The following is a 14,517-nucleotide window of genomic DNA, read 5'->3' as shown; positions in this document are numbered from 1 at the left end:
CCTGGAAGGAGGCACGCATCATGACCGCACCAGCACTCATCGCTCTTGCGCACGGCAGCACGGATCCCCGTTCCGCCGCCACCATCACAGCCCTCACGGAGATGGTCGCGTGCATGCGCCCCGACCTGCGTGTGGCGCCGGCATTCCTCGACCACGTCGGTCCGGCCTTCGACGAGGCCGTCGACCAGCTCGTGGCCGAGGGCCACCAGGAGATCGTCGTCGTGCCTCTGCTGCTCAGCGAGGCGTACCACGCCAAAGTCGACGTCCCCCAGGTCGTCGCCGCGGCCATGGCCCGTCACGACGGCATCAAGGTGCACGCCACGAACGTCCTCGGCATCGAGGCCGCGTTCTTCCACGTGCTCGACAAGCGCCTGCGCGAGGCGTTGTCGAAGCACCGCGTGCGCGAGCTCGACGCGCTCGTGCTGGCCGGGGCCGGCTCGTCCGACCCCATCGCCAACGCGGCGATCTCCCGCGCGGCTCGTGCGTGGGGTTCCCACCACCGGCTCCCGACGATCGCCGCCTTCGCGTCGAGCGTCCCGCCGGCCGCGGGCGAGGCCGTCCGCCAGCACCGCGCCGACGGACGTCGTCACATCGCGGTGGGCCAGCTGTTCCTCGCGCCGGGCGTGCTGCCCGACCGGGTCGCCGAGCTGGCGTACGAGGCTGGAGCGGTCGCCGTCGCCGAGCCCCTGGGCGTCGACGTCGAGGTCGCCCGCGTGATCCTCGCTCGCTACGCGGTCGGCGCGGTCGACCTCGTTCCGCTCGAGGCACTGTTCGCCTGACGCACCGCACCTGATCGGTCGACCCCGGACCGGGCACCTCCTCCCTGAGGCGGAGGTGCCCGGTCCTTCCGGTGCGGGGATCGGCCCCGCAGGTGGATGTCGGACGTCCGCCGGCTGCCTAGCGTCGAGGCATGGTCACCACCGCTGCCGTTCCACCGACCCGCCGCGAGACGTGGCCCGACGTCGCCAAGGGCGTCTGCATCGTCCTGGTCGTGCTGTGGCACGTCGTCACCAAGCACTACCAGCGGATCGACTGGGACACGTCGGTCCCGTGGTCGGCCGCGTGGGGCACGCTCGGCGAGCAGCTGCTGCCCCTGCGGATGCCGCTGTTCTTCACGATCTCGGGACTGTTCGCCGTCGGCGTGGTCGCGCGCCCCTGGCCCGTGCTGACCCGCACGCGGGTGGCGGGCTTCTTCTACCTGTACGCGGTGTGGCTGCTGATCCACACCGCGGTGATGTGGTGGACGCCGACGTTCGACACGGCCCGCGCCCGCAGCGCCGGCGACCTGCTGGAACAGCTGACGATCAGCCCGACCAACCTCTGGTACCTGTTCGCCCTCGCGGCATACTTCGCGATCGCCCGCGCGACGCGGCGCGTCCCGACCGCATGGCTCCTGACGGCGGCAATGGTGCTCTCAGCGGTCGCGGCGGCCGACCTGCTGCCCGTCGTCAGCAATCGCGGGCAGGTCTACCAGAACCTCGTGTTCTTCCTCGCCGGGCTGCGGCTTCGCCCGGCCATCGAGTCATTCGCCTCGGCCTCGTCGGTGCGACGCCTGGTGGCGACCTGCACGGCCTACGTCGCGGCCCTGGCCGCCATGGCAGCTCTCGGCGCGCAGCGCTGGCCGGGCGTCTGGCCGGCGGTGTCGGTGCTGGCCATCGCCGTCGGCGTCGTCGCGGCCGTGATGGTCGCGCGCCACCTGACGCGGACCACCCGTGCCCTGAGCGGGCTGGGCAGGCGCACCCTGCCGGTGTACGTCATGCACCTGCCGCTGCTGGCGGTGGCCGATCGTCTGCTGCGCGGCCCTCTCGCCGTGCTGGAGCCACGTACCGCGCTGGTCGCGGCGCTCGAGCCCGTCGTGCTGACCGGGGTGCTGATCGCGGTCTGCCTGCTGCTCGAGCGGATCGTGCGCCAGGTGGGCGCCAGGTGGCTGCTCGAGATGCCAGGCTCCAAGCGTCCGGCAGCGGTCGCCCGGTCAGCCGGCTGAGCGTCACATCGTCGCGAGTCTGGCCTTCTCCGCCTCGACGTCGAAGTCGGGGTCGGGCCACGCCAGGTCGAGAGCCCGTAGGTGCTCGAGCAGCAACGTCGCGACCGCCCAGTTGCGGTACCACTTGCGTCCGCTCGGCACGACGTGCCACGGGGCGGACTCGGTCGAGCACCGCTGGATCGCGATGGCGTAGGCCTGCTGGTAGTCGTCCCAGAGCTGGCGCTCGTCGAGGTCGGCCGGGTTGTACTTCCAGTACTTGGTCGGGTCGTCGAGCCGAGCCGCGAGGCGGTCCTTCTGGTCGTCGGCCGTGATGTGCAGGAAGCACTTGACGATGACGCCCCCGGAGGCGGTGAAGGCCTGCTCGAAGTCGTTGATCGCCGCGTAGCGTCGCGCGATCTCCTTCTCGCCCACGAGCCGGCGCACCCGGCCGATGAGGACGTCCTCGTAGTGCGACCGGTCGAAGATGCCGATCATCCCCGGCCCGGGAAGGGCCTTCTCGACGCGCCACAGGAAGTCGTGCTCGAGCTCCTCGGGCGTCGGCCGCTTGAACGACGTGATGGCCAGCCCTTGCGGGTCGGCGAGCCCGGCGACATGGCGGACGATGCCGCCCTTGCCCGACGTGTCCATCCCCTGCAGCACCAGCAGCACGCGGGTGCTGCTCGCACCGGAGCGCCCGTTGGCGAACAGCCGCTCCTGCAGGTCGTCCAGCTCGTCCCCGATGCCGGCCAGCGCGGCCTTGCCCTCGGCCTTGCTGCCGTCGAAGCCGGTCGTGGCCCGTGAGTCGAAGGTCGACAGGTCGACGTGTCCGGCGACCGCGAGCTGCGACGAGAGTGATGTGTCCTGGTGTGACGTGCCCATGCACGAAGTATGCCGGTCGGACGGTCGGCACCTTGGGCGTGACGATCGGTACCTCAGGCTGATCCGTCCGGGCTGACGTCTTCGTAGCGTCGATGACATGACGATCCTGATCTCCGACCCCCGCGTGGTCGGCATCCCCCTGCGCGAGATCGACGAGCCCGTCGTCGACCTGCTCGACCTGGCTCCAGGCGCCACGGGCCTCGCTCGTCTCGTGCGACGCGGCGTGCGTGACCGCCTGGTGGCCGCGGCGCGCGCCCTGCCTGACGGCATCGGCCTCAAGGTCGTCGAGGGCAGCCGTGCCTCCGACGTCCAGCTGGCGATCATCGAGGCCTACTCGGAGCGCCTCCGGCAGGACCGTCCGGCGGCGACGCCCGAGCAGATCCGACACCTGGCCAGCCGTCACGTCGCGCCGCTGCAGGCCGCACCGCACGTCGCGGGAGCCGCCGTCGACCTGACCCTGGTCGACGCGGACGGGCGCGAGCTGTGGATGGGGTCGGCCCTCGACGCGACCCCGGAGCAGAGCCAGGGTGCCTGCTACACCGACGCGCCAGGTCTCGACGCCGTGGCACGGGCACACCGCACGATGCTGGTGACGGCGCTGGAGGCGACCGGACTGGTCAACTACCCGACCGAGTGGTGGCACTGGAGCTACGGCGACCGCTACTGGGCGCACGTGACGGGCGCCGAGCACGCGATCTACGGCCCCCTGCCGATGACGGCCGCCGCATGACCGAGCCCGCGCACGTGGTGCGGCCCGAGCCCTCCCTGCCGGGGCCGCGGCTCGAGATCGACCTCGAGGCGATCGCCGACAACACCCGGCTGCTCGCGGACCGCGCCCGCGGCAGCCTCATGGCCGTCGTCAAGGCCGATGGCTTCGGGCACGGCCTGCTCGACGTGGCGACCACGGCGCTGACGCACGGAGCGACGTCCCTCGGCGTGACCTCGCTGGGCGAGGCGATGGCGCTGCGCTCGGCCGGCATCGCCGCACCGGTCCTCAGCTGGCTCAGCCCGCCGACTGCCGACTTCAGGCCTGCGGTCGCCGCCGGTGTCGAGCTGGCGGCGCCGAGCCTCGAGCACCTGCGGGCGATACGGGCCGCAGCGGACGCCGTGGGACGTCCTGCTCTCGTGCACCTCCACGCCGACACCGGCCTCGCGCGGGACGGGGCGTCACCCGACGCGTGGCAGCAGCTGTGCCAGGCGGCGGCGGTGGACCACGGTCGCGGACGCCTGCGCGTCGTCGGACTGATGGGCCATCTCGCCTGTGCCGACCGACCCGGCGACCCGGCCAACGCCGTCGGCCGCGAGGCCTTCGCCCGCTTCGTGGCGACGGCACGCGCCGCCGGGCTGGACGAGGCCCGCTGCCACCTGGCCGCGACCGCAGCCACGCTGACCGATCCGTCGAGCCACCACGACCTGTGCCGCGTGGGCGCAGGCCTGGTCGGCATCGATCCGTCCGGCACCACGATGCTGCGCTCGGCCATGACGCTGCGCGCGCCGCTCGTCAGCGTGCGCTCGGTGCCCGCAGGCACCGGCGTGGGCTACGGCCACACCCACGTCACCGAGCGACGCACGAGCCTCGGCCTGCTCCCGGTCGGCTACGCCGACGGCATCCCGCGGTCGTCGTCCGGTCGCGGCGAGGTGCTCGTCCACGGACGTCGCTGCCGCACGCTCGGCCTGGTCTCGATGGACCAGACCGTCGTCGACCTCGGCGACCTACCCGCCCGTCCGGGCGACACCGTGACGGTCATGGGCCCCGGCGACGACGGCGAGCCCACCGTGACCGAGTGGGCAGCGTGGTCGCAGTCGCTCCCCCACGACGTCGTCACCGGCTTCGGCCCACGGGTCGCGCGAACCATCCATGCGGCTCGGTCCCCGCGACTGCGGGCCGTGTCCGCCCTCGACGTCAGGAGCCGTCCATGACCACCACCGCTGCCCCGCGCCGCGTCGCCGTGATCGGCGGTGGCCAGAGCTGCGAGCACGACGTGTCGCTCGCGTCCGCCGCCGCCGTGGCCGCGGCGCTCGACCCCGACCTCTTCATCGCGATCCGCCTCACGATCGGCCTCGACGGGCGATGGCACCTCGGGTCGGTCCCGCTCGGCGCGACACCCGCCGCCAGCCTCGCCGGCGCGGTCACGGTGCTCGCCGAGTGCGACGTCGCCTTCCCGGCCGTGCACGGTCCGGTCGGCGAGGACGGCACGCTCGCCGCCCTCTGCCGGCTGGCCGGCATCCCCTGGGTCGGCAGCGACCTGCGCGCCGGTGCGCTGGCCATGGACAAGGTGACGACGAAGCTCGTGGCCGAGTCGCACGGCATCGCGACAGCTCCCGGCACGCTCGTGACGGCGTCGACCGCGTCCTCGGCTCGATGGGACGGACCGGTCGTGGTCAAGCCCGTCGCCGCCGGGTCCAGCCATGGCGTGTCGCTCGTGACCGCGGCGGACGACCTCGCCCCGGCGATCGACTCCGCGCTCGCCCTGGACGACCGGGTGCTCGTCGAGCAGCTCGTCGAGGGCCGCGAGGTCGACGTCGCGGTGCTCGAACGGGTCGACGGCAGCCGCCTGGTGGGCCCCGCGCTCGAGATCGTCTCACCGGAAGGCTCGGTGTTCGACCTCGACAGCAAGTACGACGGGTCGGCCGACTTCCGGCTGCCCGCCGCGCTCGACGACGTCCAGCGCAAGGAGCTCGCACACGCCGCGCTGACGATGTTCGACGCGCTGGGCTGCGCCGGCGTGGCGCGGTTCGACTTCTTCGTCACGCCGATGGGTGTCGTGCTCAACGAGGTCAACACGATGCCCGGGATGACCGCGGAGTCGCAGGTGCCGCGCATGTTCGCCGCCGCGGGCACGAGCTACCGTGACCTGCTGTCCGAGCTCGTGCTCGGCGCCGCGCAGACGGTGCGGTGACCGCGCGCGAGCGGTGTGCGATCCTCGGTCTGTGCCGCACGGAGACCGCAGGGTGACGACGCTGCGAGCGTGGCTGCCCGACGTGCTGCTGGGCTCGGCGGTCGCAGCCTTCGGCATCGCCGACGTGTCGTATCAGTTCAACGCGACGTCCTACGTGACGACGGCCCAGTGGCTGGTGACGCTGGGCTGCGCGCTCTCGGCCACGCTGTTTCGCCACCAGCCGGGCTGGGCCCTGCTGGCGTTCTGGCTCACCTGCCTGGAGCTGGTGCTGTCGTCGACCCCGCTGCTCGCGGTGATGCTCGTCGTCGTGCTGGTCGGCTTCGGCACCGGTCGCTACGGCACGCCGCTGGTCGTGTGGCTCAGCGGGCTGTCGATCCCGCTCGGGGCAGCGCTCGCCGCCCTCGTGGTGCGCCGCGACGGCTACCAGGTCGTCGCCCGCATCTACGACCCCATCCTGTCGATCTACGATGGCGGACGCATCGGCACCTTCACCCTCGTCGCGATCGGGCTCGTCGTGTTCGCGATGCCCTGGCTGCTCGGGCTGCTGGTGCGCAGCCTCGCCCAGACCGAGGAGTCCAAGGAGCAACGCATCGCCGCTGAGTCGCTGCAGCGCGAGGCCGAGGCGGGCCTGGCCCAGGCTCGTCAGATCGCCGACCTGCGAGCCTCGCAGGCGCGGCTGGCCAACGACGTGCACGACGTCGTCGGGCACTCGCTGGCCGTGATCCTGGCCCAGGCCGAGTCCGCCCAGTTCCTCGGCGACGACCAGACCCCGCAGATCCGCGAGACACTCCAGAACGTCGCCAGCTCGGCGCGCCAGTCGCTCCAGGACGTCCGTGCCGTGCTGTCGTCCGCGCAGTCCGACGCCCCCACCGGCTCGACGACCGCGGGGCTCGACAGCCTGGTCGACGGGCTCACCCGGTCGGGCCACGACGTCCGGTCGGAGGTCGTCGGGCAGCCGCGGCCGCTCCCCCCGGAGATCGAGGCCGTCGCCTTCCGGGTGCTGCAGGAGATGCTGACCAACGCCCTGCGTCACGGGCGACGGGGCCTGCCGGTGCTCGTCGAGCGGCACTGGGAGGAGCAGCTGCGCATCGAGGTGCGCAACGCCGTCGACGCGGTCGACGCGACGCGGGTCGTCGAACCGGACGGCGAGGGCGGCCTGGGCATCGACGGCATGCGACGCCGTCTCGAGTCCGTCGGCGGCCGCCTCGCCACGCGGCAGCGCGACGACCTCGAAGGCGTCAGCTTCACGGCGACGGCATGGATCCCGACCCGGGCAGGGGCCTCGTGAACGTCCCGATCCGCGTCGTCCTCGTCGACGACCAAGAGTTGTTCAGGGCCGGCGTCGCCGTCATCGTCGGAGCCCAGCCCGACATGGAGATCGTGGGCGAGGCCGCCGACGGACGCGAAGCCGTGCAGGTGGTGGACGAGCAGCAGCCCGACGTCGTGCTCATGGACATCCGCATGCCCGAGCTCGACGGCGTCGAGGCCACCCGCCTGATCTTCTCGCCCGACCGCACCGCCCGCCGGGCCCGTCCCGTGCGGGTCGTCGTGCTGACGACGTTCAACCTCGACGACAGCGCCGCCACGGCGATCCGGCACGGTGCCAGCGGGTTCCTGCTCAAGGACGCGACCCCGGCGATGCTGTGCGACGCGATCCGCACGGTCCACGCCGGCAACGCGGTGCTCGCACCCGCCGATCTCACCTCGCTGCTCGCGGGCACGTTCCGCGAGCGACGTCCCGCACCACCGGGCTTCGAGCAGCTCACCGCCAAGGAGCGCGAGGTGCTGTCGGCCGTGGCGCGCGGGCTGAGCAACGCCGAGATCGCCGACGAGGTCTTCGCCAGCGAGTCGACGGTCAAGACCCACGTCGGCGGCATCCTGCGCAAGCTGGGGCTGCGCGACCGGGTGCAGATCGTCGTCCTCGCCCACGAGCACGGCCTGACGGACCCGCCCCCGTAGGGTTCGACCCATGCCCCTGGACGTCACCGAGATCGAGCGCCTCTACGCCTACCCCACCACTGATCGTCCCTGGGTGCGCAGCAACTTCGTGGCCACGATCGACGGCGCCGCGCACGGTGCGGACGGCGTGTCGGGCACGCTCGGCGGCGACGTCGACCACCAGGTGTTCGGGGTGCTGCGCGCACTCGCCGACGTCGTGCTCGTCGGCGCAGGGACCGCACGCGACGAGGGCTACGGGCCGGCCGACGTGCCGATCGCCGTCGTGTCGCGACGTCTCGACGTCCCCGAGCAGCTGCTGGTGCCGGGCACGCTCGTGGTCACGACGGCCGACGCCCCGGCCGACCGGCTCGACGAGCTGCGCTCCGCGGTCGACGTCATCGCCCTCGGCCAGGGCGCCATCGACTGGCCGGCGGTGCTCGACGCACTGGCCGATCGCGGCCTGGTCCGCGTGCTGTGCGAGGGCGGGCCGTCCCTGCACGGCGAGCTCGTGGGGCACGACCTCGTCGACGAGGTCTGCCTGACCGTGGCACCCGTCCTGGCGTCCGGATCGGCTCCCCGCATCGCGCACGCCACCGTCGCGGTCGACCGGCCGATGACGCTCGGGCACGCGATCGCGTCCGACGACGTCCTGCTGACGCGGTGGGTCCGCGCCCGCGCGTAGGGTGGAGACGACGAAGGGACCACCTATGTTCGACGTGTCACTGCTCATCGAGCGCCAGCTCAACGCCCTCGACGCCGACCAGGTCGTCGCCCTCCACGAGGGGCTCGACGACACCGTCCGCTACCACCTCCTGCTTCCGGTCGAGAACTCGTCGACGCTGCTGATGTCGTCGATGGGCGCCCTCGGCGGCCAGGTCGTGCCCATCAGCGAGCCGGGCGCGATCGCCGACGTCCAGGAGTCGATCGACCGGGCCGGCCAGGACGAGCTCACGGCCAGCGCCGCCCTGCTGAGCGACCGCGGCCAGGAGGTGACCGCGACGATGACGGAGGACGACCCCATCGAGGCGCTGCTCGCGCTGGTCAGGAGCACGTCGTCGTCGGAGGTCATCATCCTCACCGAGCCGCACGTCGTGAAGGAGTTCCTGCACATCGACTGGACGTCCCGTGCGCAGCGCAAGCTCGACGTGCCCAGCGTCCACCTGCTCGAGCACGTGCCGTTCGACGCCCAGCGCTGACCCGTCCGCTGGGCCCGGCGGACGCTGGGCCGCGCGCGTAGGCTTGAGGCATGAGCAAGCAGAGCGAGAAGACCTACGCCGTCGACAAGACCGACGCCGAGTGGAAGGCCGAGCTGAGCCCGGCCGAGTACCAGGTGCTGCGCCAAGCGGGCACCGAGCGGCCGTTCAGCTCGTCGTACGAGACCGACCCCACGGTGGGCGTCTACTCGTGCCGGGCGTGCGACGCCGAGCTGTTCCGCAGCGAGACCAAGTTCGACGCCCACTGCGGCTGGCCGGCGTTCTACGCTCCGCTCGCCGAGGACCGGGTCGAGTACATCGAGGACCGCTCGCTGTTCGGCGGTGTGCGCACCGAGGTGCGCTGCGCGACCTGCGGCTCTCACCTCGGGCACGTCTTCGAGGGCGAGGGCTTCGGCACCCCCACCGACCAGCGCTACTGCATCAACGGCGTGGCCCTCAAGCTCCAGGCGGATGCCTGAGCCGAAGGCCGCTCGCGGCCGAAGCGCTCAGGCAGGTTGAGCGTGCGCGGCGGGGCCGCCGGTAGACGAAACCCGGTGAGAGATCGGGATCGGTGGGCCTACGGCCAGAGGTCGGCGAGCTCGCTGACCGTCAGTGCCCGGCCGGTGTAGAACGGGATCTCCTCGCGCACGTGGCGTCGCGCCTCGGTGGCGCGCAGCTCGCGCATGAGGTCGACGATGCGGTAGAGCTCCTTGGCCTCGAACGCCAGGATCCACTCATAGTCGCCCAGCGCGAACGAGGCGACCGTGTTGGCGCGCACGTCGGGGTAGTCGCGCGCGGCCATCCCGTGCTCCTTGAGGATCGCGCGGCGCTCGTCGTCGGGCAGCAGGTACCAGTCGTACGAGCGGACGAACGGGTAGACGCAGACGTACGGCTGCACCTCCTCATCGGCCATGAACGCGGGGATGTGCGACCGGTTGAACTCGGCCGGACGGTGCAGGGCCATCTGCGACCACACCGGCGCCAGGCGCGAGCCGAGGGCCGTGCGCCGGAACGCGTTGTAGGCCTGCTGTAGCGCGTCGCTGGTCGGGGCGTGCCACCAGATCATGAGGTCGGCGTCGGCGCGCAGCCCGCTGACGTCGTAGGTGCCGCGCACGATCGTGTCGTCGGCGGCCAGCGACGCGATCAGGGCGTCGACCTCGGCAGCCTCGGCCTGCCGGTCGGCGTCGCCCATCGGGCGGTCGAGCCGGAAGACCGACCACATCGTGTAGCGGATGGTCTCGTTGATCTCCTTGGCCAGCTTTCCCGCGTTGGGGATGCGGCCGGTGTCGGTCGGCGAAGTCATGACTCGATCATCCCAGCGTCGAGCAACCGGCGAGCAGCCGCCCGCCCGGACGCGATGACGGCCGGGATGCCGACGCCGCGATAGGCCGCGCCGCACACCTCGAGGCCGGGGACGGTCGCCACCGAGCGCTCGACGGTCTCGACGCGGTCGAGGTGGCCGACGTCGTACTGCGGCAGCGCTCCGCCCCACCGCTGGACGAGCTGGTCGGCCGGATCGGGCAGCGTGCCGAGGGCCGACCGCAGGTCGGCGAGGGCGCGACGGCCCAGGTCGCCGTCGTCGTGCTGCAGCAGCGTCGTGTCGCCGGCACGACCCACGGACGTCCGGATGACGGTGCGCCCGCTGTCGCCCACCCAGCCCCACTTGTTGGACGACACCGTGGCGGCCTTGATGAACGTGCGGTCGACCGGCGGCACGAGGAATCCGGAGCCCTCCGGCACCACGGCGTCGTCGAAGACGAAGGTGATGATGGCCATGCTGGCGTAGTCGACGGCTGCCAGCGCGAACGCCGCGTCGGGAGCCTCCTCGGCGAGCAGGCGAGCTGCCGCAGGAGCCGGCACGGCCACGACGACCGCGTCGACCACGACCGTCTCGACATCGGTCGTCGGGCCGACCGACAACCGCCATCCGTCGGCCGTGCGCGTGGCGTCGCGCACCGTCGCCGACAGCCGCACCTCGATGCCGTCGGCAGCAGCGACCGCGGCGGGCAGCTGACCGACGCCGCCGACGAGGCCGGCGAAGACCGGTCCGGTGGCCGTCGCGGCGGCGCGGTGCTCGGCCGCCGCCGCCACCAGGTCCTCACCCAGCGCAGCGATCTGCGGGGTGGTCGCACGTAGCGAGAGCTGGTCGGTGTGGCCGGCGTAGACGCCGCCCAGCAGCGGCTCGACCAAGCGGTCGAGGACGTCACGTCCGAGACGCTCGGTGACGAACTCGGCGACCGACACGTCGTGGTCGGGGACGGGCAGGACCCGAGCCTCGGGCATGTCGGCGATGCCGGACGCGGCGAGCGCGGCCGGGTCGGCCGGGATGCCCATCACCGTGGGCGGCATGGGGCGCAGGGCGCCGTGCGTCCAGATCGACGCCGTGATGGTCTCGGGGTGGACGACACGGTCGTCCAGGCCGACGCCGCGGATCAGGTCGAGTCCCTCGGGGCGGCGGGCCAGCACCGACTCGGCACCGAGGTCGAGGGTGAGACCCCCGACCTCGCCGAGCCGCAGCTTGCCCCCGAGCCGGTCGGACCCCTCGAGCACGACGACCTCGGCGCCCGACGTCGCGAGCTCGTGGGCGGCGGCGAGGCCTGCCATGCCACCTCCGACGACGACGACCCTCATGCGTCGGACGGCTGGTACGCGTGCACAAAGTCGACGAGGCGGGTCAGCGCGTCCGGATCGGTGGCCGGCAGCACCCCGTGACCCAGGTTGAACACGTGCCCCTCGGCCGCGCGTCCCGCCTCGATGACCTCGGCCGCGCGGGCGTGGACGAACTCGGTCGGCGCGAACAGCGTCGTGGGATCGAGGTTGCCCTGCACGGCCCTGCCGGGCCCGATGCGCGTGACGGCGTCGTCGAGCGGCACCCGCCAGTCGACGCCCACCACGTCGGCGCCCGCGTCGCCCATCGCGTGCAGCAGCTCGCCGGTGCCCACGCCGAAGTGGATGCGCGGCACGCCGAGGTCGGCGACCGACTCGAGCACCGCCGTGGAGTGCGGCTTGACGTAGGTCTCGTAGTCGGCAAGCGACAGGTGGCCGGCCCACGAGTCGAACAGCTGGATCGCCGACGCCCCGGCCTCGACCTGCATGCGCAGGAACTGACCGGCGATGACCGCCATGCGTCCGAGCAGCGCGTGCCACAGCTCGGGATCGGAGTACATCAGCTGCTTGGTGAGCCGGTGGTCGCGCGAGGGCCCGCCCTCGACGAGGTAGGACGCCAGCGTGAACGGTGCTCCGGCGAAGCCGATCAGCGGCGTCGAGCCCAGCTCGCCGACCAGCGCCGTGACGGCATCGGTGATCGTGCGGACGTCGTCGGGCTCGACGTCGCGGAACTGCGCGAGCTGCGCGGCCGAGCGGACGGGCTCGGCGACGACGGGGCCCGTGCCCGGCACGATGTCGAGGTCGACGCCGATGGCCTTGAGCGGCACGACGATGTCGGAGAAGAAGATCGCCGCGTCGACGCCGTGGCGGCGGACGGGCTGCATCGTGATCTCGACGACCATGTCGGTGCGGAAGCACGAGTCGAGCATCGCCGTGCCCTCGCGGATCTTGAGGTACTCGGGCAGCGACCGGCCCGCCTGCCGCATGAACCACACGGGCGTGTGCGCCGGGCGCTCACCCCTGCAGGCTTGCAGGAACGCGCTGTCAGTCAGTGTCGATGTCACTGCCTCAGTCTCTCAGGTCGTGCGGAGTGTCGCGCCCGGGACCTGGCGCCGTCGCCTCTACCATCACAGGGTGGCAGTCCGCAGCGAGATCGATCGCACACCGGCCCAGTTCACCGACGCGGTCGAGCAGGTCCGCCAGGCGGTCCTGCGACCCGAGGTGGTCGTCGACGAGATGCCCGCGCCGCAACGCATCGCCCCCCACGCCTATGCCATGAGCGGCGACGTCGTGGTCGACGACGAGGAGCTCGCGACGGGCCGGTTCATCCTGCTGCACGATCCCGCCGGCAACGACGCCTGGGGCGGCACCTTCCGGTGCGTCACCTTCGCGCGCGCCGACATCGAGGCCGACATGGCCGCCGACCCCTCGCTGCTCGCCGTCGGCTGGAGCTGGCTCACCGAGGCGCTCGACGCCTACGGCAGCGACTACTCGGCCGCCAGCGGCAGCGTCACCGTCGTGCGCTCCGAGGGCTTCGGCGAGATGGCCGAGGACGGCGGCGACGCACAGATCGAGGTCCGCGCCTCGTGGACGCCGCACATGCCCGTCCCCGCCACCACCACCGGCGGTCACGCCGGGGCCTGGTCCAACCTGCTGTGCGCGATCGCGGGCCTGCCGCCGCTCGCTCCTGGCGTCATCCCGCTGCAGCGCAGGCGCGGTGTCCGGTGACCCCTGCCGACCCGACGCCCCCCACCGACGCCGGCACCGAGGCTGACGCCGGTACCGAGCCGGTCGTCGCCGAGGCCCCGCGCCTCCAGCTGCGCGATCCGCTGCCGCCCGTCGTCGACACCGCCGCGGCCCTCGACGACACGTGCGCCCGCATCATGGCCGGCACCGGACCCATCGCGCTCGACGCCGAGCGCGCGTCCGGCTACCGCTACTCCCAGCGCGCCTACCTGATCCAGGTGCGCCGCGAGGGGTCGGGCACGCACCTGGTCGACCCCATCGCCTTCGACAGCCTCGTGCCGCTCGACACCGCCTTCGACGGCAACGAGTGGATCCTGCACGCGGCGACGCAAGACCTCATGTGCCTGGCCGAGGTCGGGCTCTACCCCGAGCACCTCTTCGACACCGAGCTGGCCGGACGCCTGCTCAACCTGCCTCGCGTCGGTCTGGCCGCCCTGGTCGAGCACTACCTCGGGCTGAGCCTGGCCAAGGAGTTCTCGGCCGCCGACTGGTCGACGCGCCCGCTGCCCGAGCCGTGGCTCGTCTACGCGGCCCTCGACGTCGAGGTGCTGGTCGAGCTGCGCGACCTGATCGACGCCGATCTCCAGCAGGCCGGCAAGCGCGCCTGGGCGGCCGAGGAGTTCGAGTCGCTGCTGCTCTTCCAGGGCCCGCCCGAGCGCAAGGAGCCGTGGCGCCGCACCTCGGGGCTGCACAAGGCACGGGGACGGCGGGCTCTCGGCATCGTCCGCGAGATCTGGCACGCCCGCGACGCGATCGCCGAGAGCCGCGACACGACGCCCGGACGCGTCCTGCCCGACGCGTCGATCCTCGAGCTGGCCACCGCGCCGCCGAAGGACCTCAACGCCCTCAAGAGCCTGCGCATCATGCGCAACCGTGGGCCGCGGCGCTTCGTCGAGACCTGGTTCGAGGCGGTCGAGCGCGGGCTTGCGCTCGACGAGGCGCAGCTGCCGACCACCAACCAGCGCGTCGACGGTCCTCCCCCGCCTCGCGCCTGGGCCGACAAGAACCCCGCCGCGGCCGAGCGGCTCGGACGCTGCCGCGAGGTCGTCACCGCCCTGGCCGAGGAGCACGACCTGCCGAGCGAGAACCTGATCAGCCCGCAGCTCGTCCGCAACCTCGCGTGGGAGCCGCCCGCCGACGTGTCGCCCGCGACGGTCTCGCAGGTGCTGCGCCAGCAAGGGGCGCGTCAGTGGCAGGTCGACCTCGTCCTCGACCAGCTCGTCGAGGCGCTCGCCGCCTGACCAGGTCTTACCGACATCACAGTCTCGACGGGCTGTGGTGAGCATTGCCT

General features: G+C 72.5%; 16 protein-coding genes. 12 read left to right on the top strand and 4 right to left on the bottom strand.

Annotated features, from left to right (window positions below):
* Window positions 1-20: 20 nt before the first annotated feature.
* On the top strand, window positions 21-779 hold the full coding sequence (locus DX116_RS12335) for a sirohydrochlorin chelatase (protein WP_119704567.1): 759 nt from the start codon (window positions 21-23) through the stop codon (window positions 777-779).
* Between the two features lie 131 nt (window positions 780-910).
* Window positions 911-1,984 (top strand): acyltransferase family protein, encoded by a 1,074-nt coding sequence (locus DX116_RS12330; RefSeq protein WP_119704566.1) that lies wholly within the window; start codon window positions 911-913, stop codon window positions 1,982-1,984.
* 3 nt (window positions 1,985-1,987) lie between these two features.
* On the opposite strand, the gene DX116_RS12325 is transcribed toward DX116_RS12330, so the two are convergent.
* Window positions 1,988-2,842, bottom strand: coding sequence for a PPK2 family polyphosphate kinase (locus DX116_RS12325; protein WP_119704565.1), 855 nt, complete (start codon window positions 2,840-2,842; stop codon window positions 1,988-1,990).
* Window positions 2,843-2,939: 97 nt separating this feature from the next.
* Here DX116_RS12325 and DX116_RS12320 point away from each other — a divergent pair, with 97 nt between their 5' ends.
* Genes DX116_RS12320 through msrB form a run of 8 tightly spaced genes read left to right on the top strand, consistent with a single transcriptional unit; the run spans window position 2,940 to window position 9,352 of the window.
* Window positions 2,940-3,572: a M15 family metallopeptidase gene (locus DX116_RS12320; protein WP_119704564.1), complete on the top strand. Its 633-nt coding sequence runs from the start codon at window positions 2,940-2,942 to the stop codon at window positions 3,570-3,572.
* Entirely contained in the window at window positions 3,569-4,762 is a 1,194-nt protein-coding gene (gene alr / locus DX116_RS12315; RefSeq protein WP_119704563.1) for an alanine racemase, read from the top strand. The genes DX116_RS12320 and alr overlap by 4 nt, the downstream gene beginning before the upstream one ends.
* Window positions 4,759-5,742 carry a D-alanine--D-alanine ligase gene (locus DX116_RS12310; protein ID WP_119704562.1) on the top strand — a complete coding sequence of 328 codons (984 nt, stop codon included), beginning with the start codon at window positions 4,759-4,761 and terminating at the stop codon, window positions 5,740-5,742. Before alr ends, DX116_RS12310 begins: the two co-directional genes overlap by 4 nt.
* 52 nt (window positions 5,743-5,794) lie before the next feature.
* Window positions 5,795-7,030, top strand: a complete 1,236-nt coding sequence (locus DX116_RS12305; RefSeq protein ID WP_119704561.1) for a sensor histidine kinase — start codon at window positions 5,795-5,797, stop codon at window positions 7,028-7,030.
* Entirely contained in the window at window positions 7,027-7,701 is a 675-nt protein-coding gene (locus DX116_RS12300; protein WP_233556729.1) for a response regulator, read from the top strand. Before DX116_RS12305 ends, DX116_RS12300 begins: the two co-directional genes overlap by 4 nt.
* Before the next feature lie 10 nt (window positions 7,702-7,711).
* On the top strand, window positions 7,712-8,362 hold the full coding sequence (locus DX116_RS12295) for a dihydrofolate reductase family protein (RefSeq protein ID WP_119704559.1): 651 nt from the start codon (window positions 7,712-7,714) through the stop codon (window positions 8,360-8,362).
* A gap of 25 nt (window positions 8,363-8,387) precedes the next feature.
* Window positions 8,388-8,876, top strand: a complete 489-nt coding sequence (locus DX116_RS12290; RefSeq protein WP_119704558.1) for a hypothetical protein — start codon at window positions 8,388-8,390, stop codon at window positions 8,874-8,876.
* A gap of 50 nt (window positions 8,877-8,926) precedes the next feature.
* Window positions 8,927-9,352, top strand: coding sequence for a peptide-methionine (R)-S-oxide reductase MsrB (gene msrB / locus DX116_RS12285; RefSeq protein WP_119704557.1), 426 nt, complete (start codon window positions 8,927-8,929; stop codon window positions 9,350-9,352).
* Between the two features lie 98 nt (window positions 9,353-9,450).
* Here the strand turns inward: msrB and hemQ are convergent, their stop codons facing one another.
* From hemQ to hemE, 3 genes are read right to left on the bottom strand one after another with little or no spacing between them, the layout of a single operon-like run.
* Window positions 9,451-10,176, bottom strand: coding sequence for a hydrogen peroxide-dependent heme synthase (gene hemQ, locus DX116_RS12280; RefSeq protein ID WP_119704556.1), 726 nt, complete (start codon window positions 10,174-10,176; stop codon window positions 9,451-9,453).
* A complete protein-coding gene (gene hemG / locus DX116_RS12275) occupies window positions 10,173-11,504 on the bottom strand; it encodes a protoporphyrinogen oxidase (protein WP_119704555.1) in 1,332 nt (443 codons plus the stop codon). Before hemG ends, hemQ begins: the two co-directional genes overlap by 4 nt.
* Window positions 11,501-12,544: a uroporphyrinogen decarboxylase gene (gene hemE / locus DX116_RS12270; protein ID WP_119704554.1), complete on the bottom strand. Its 1,044-nt coding sequence runs from the start codon at window positions 12,542-12,544 to the stop codon at window positions 11,501-11,503. Before hemE ends, hemG begins: the two co-directional genes overlap by 4 nt.
* Window positions 12,545-12,614: 70 nt before the next feature.
* On the opposite strand from hemE, the gene DX116_RS12265 reads away from it, so the two are divergent.
* The gene (locus tag DX116_RS12265; protein ID WP_119704553.1) at window positions 12,615-13,208 is read left to right on the top strand and encodes a DUF3000 domain-containing protein; all 594 of its coding nucleotides are present in this window, start codon (window positions 12,615-12,617) and stop codon (window positions 13,206-13,208) included.
* Window positions 13,205-14,467, top strand: coding sequence for a ribonuclease D (locus tag DX116_RS12260; RefSeq protein ID WP_199716065.1), 1,263 nt, complete (start codon window positions 13,205-13,207; stop codon window positions 14,465-14,467). Before DX116_RS12265 ends, DX116_RS12260 begins: the two co-directional genes overlap by 4 nt.
* The last annotated feature ends 50 nt before the right edge of the window (window positions 14,468-14,517 follow it).

It is taken from the genome of Aeromicrobium endophyticum (genome assembly GCF_003586285.1).
Lineage (GTDB): Bacteria > Actinomycetota > Actinomycetes > Propionibacteriales > Nocardioidaceae > Aeromicrobium > Aeromicrobium endophyticum.
The sequence above is the reverse complement of the archived record's forward strand: the minus strand, read 5'-3'. Positions and strand labels throughout refer to the sequence as shown.

Coding starts and splice junctions, on each gene's coding strand:
- DX116_RS12335 (WP_119704567.1), top strand. CDS start 21: ATGACCGCACCAGCACTCATCGCTCTTGCGCACGGCAGCACGGATCCC.
- DX116_RS12330 (WP_119704566.1), top strand. CDS start 911: ATGGTCACCACCGCTGCCGTTCCACCGACCCGCCGCGAGACGTGGCCC.
- DX116_RS12325 (WP_119704565.1), bottom strand. CDS start 2,842: ATGGGCACGTCACACCAGGACACATCACTCTCGTCGCAGCTCGCGGTC.
- DX116_RS12320 (WP_119704564.1), top strand. CDS start 2,940: ATGACGATCCTGATCTCCGACCCCCGCGTGGTCGGCATCCCCCTGCGC.
- alr (WP_119704563.1), top strand. CDS start 3,569: ATGACCGAGCCCGCGCACGTGGTGCGGCCCGAGCCCTCCCTGCCGGGG.
- DX116_RS12310 (WP_119704562.1), top strand. CDS start 4,759: ATGACCACCACCGCTGCCCCGCGCCGCGTCGCCGTGATCGGCGGTGGC.
- DX116_RS12295 (WP_119704559.1), top strand. CDS start 7,712: ATGCCCCTGGACGTCACCGAGATCGAGCGCCTCTACGCCTACCCCACC.
- DX116_RS12290 (WP_119704558.1), top strand. CDS start 8,388: ATGTTCGACGTGTCACTGCTCATCGAGCGCCAGCTCAACGCCCTCGAC.
- msrB (WP_119704557.1), top strand. CDS start 8,927: ATGAGCAAGCAGAGCGAGAAGACCTACGCCGTCGACAAGACCGACGCC.
- hemQ (WP_119704556.1), bottom strand. CDS start 10,176: ATGACTTCGCCGACCGACACCGGCCGCATCCCCAACGCGGGAAAGCTG.
- hemG (WP_119704555.1), bottom strand. CDS start 11,504: ATGAGGGTCGTCGTCGTCGGAGGTGGCATGGCAGGCCTCGCCGCCGCC.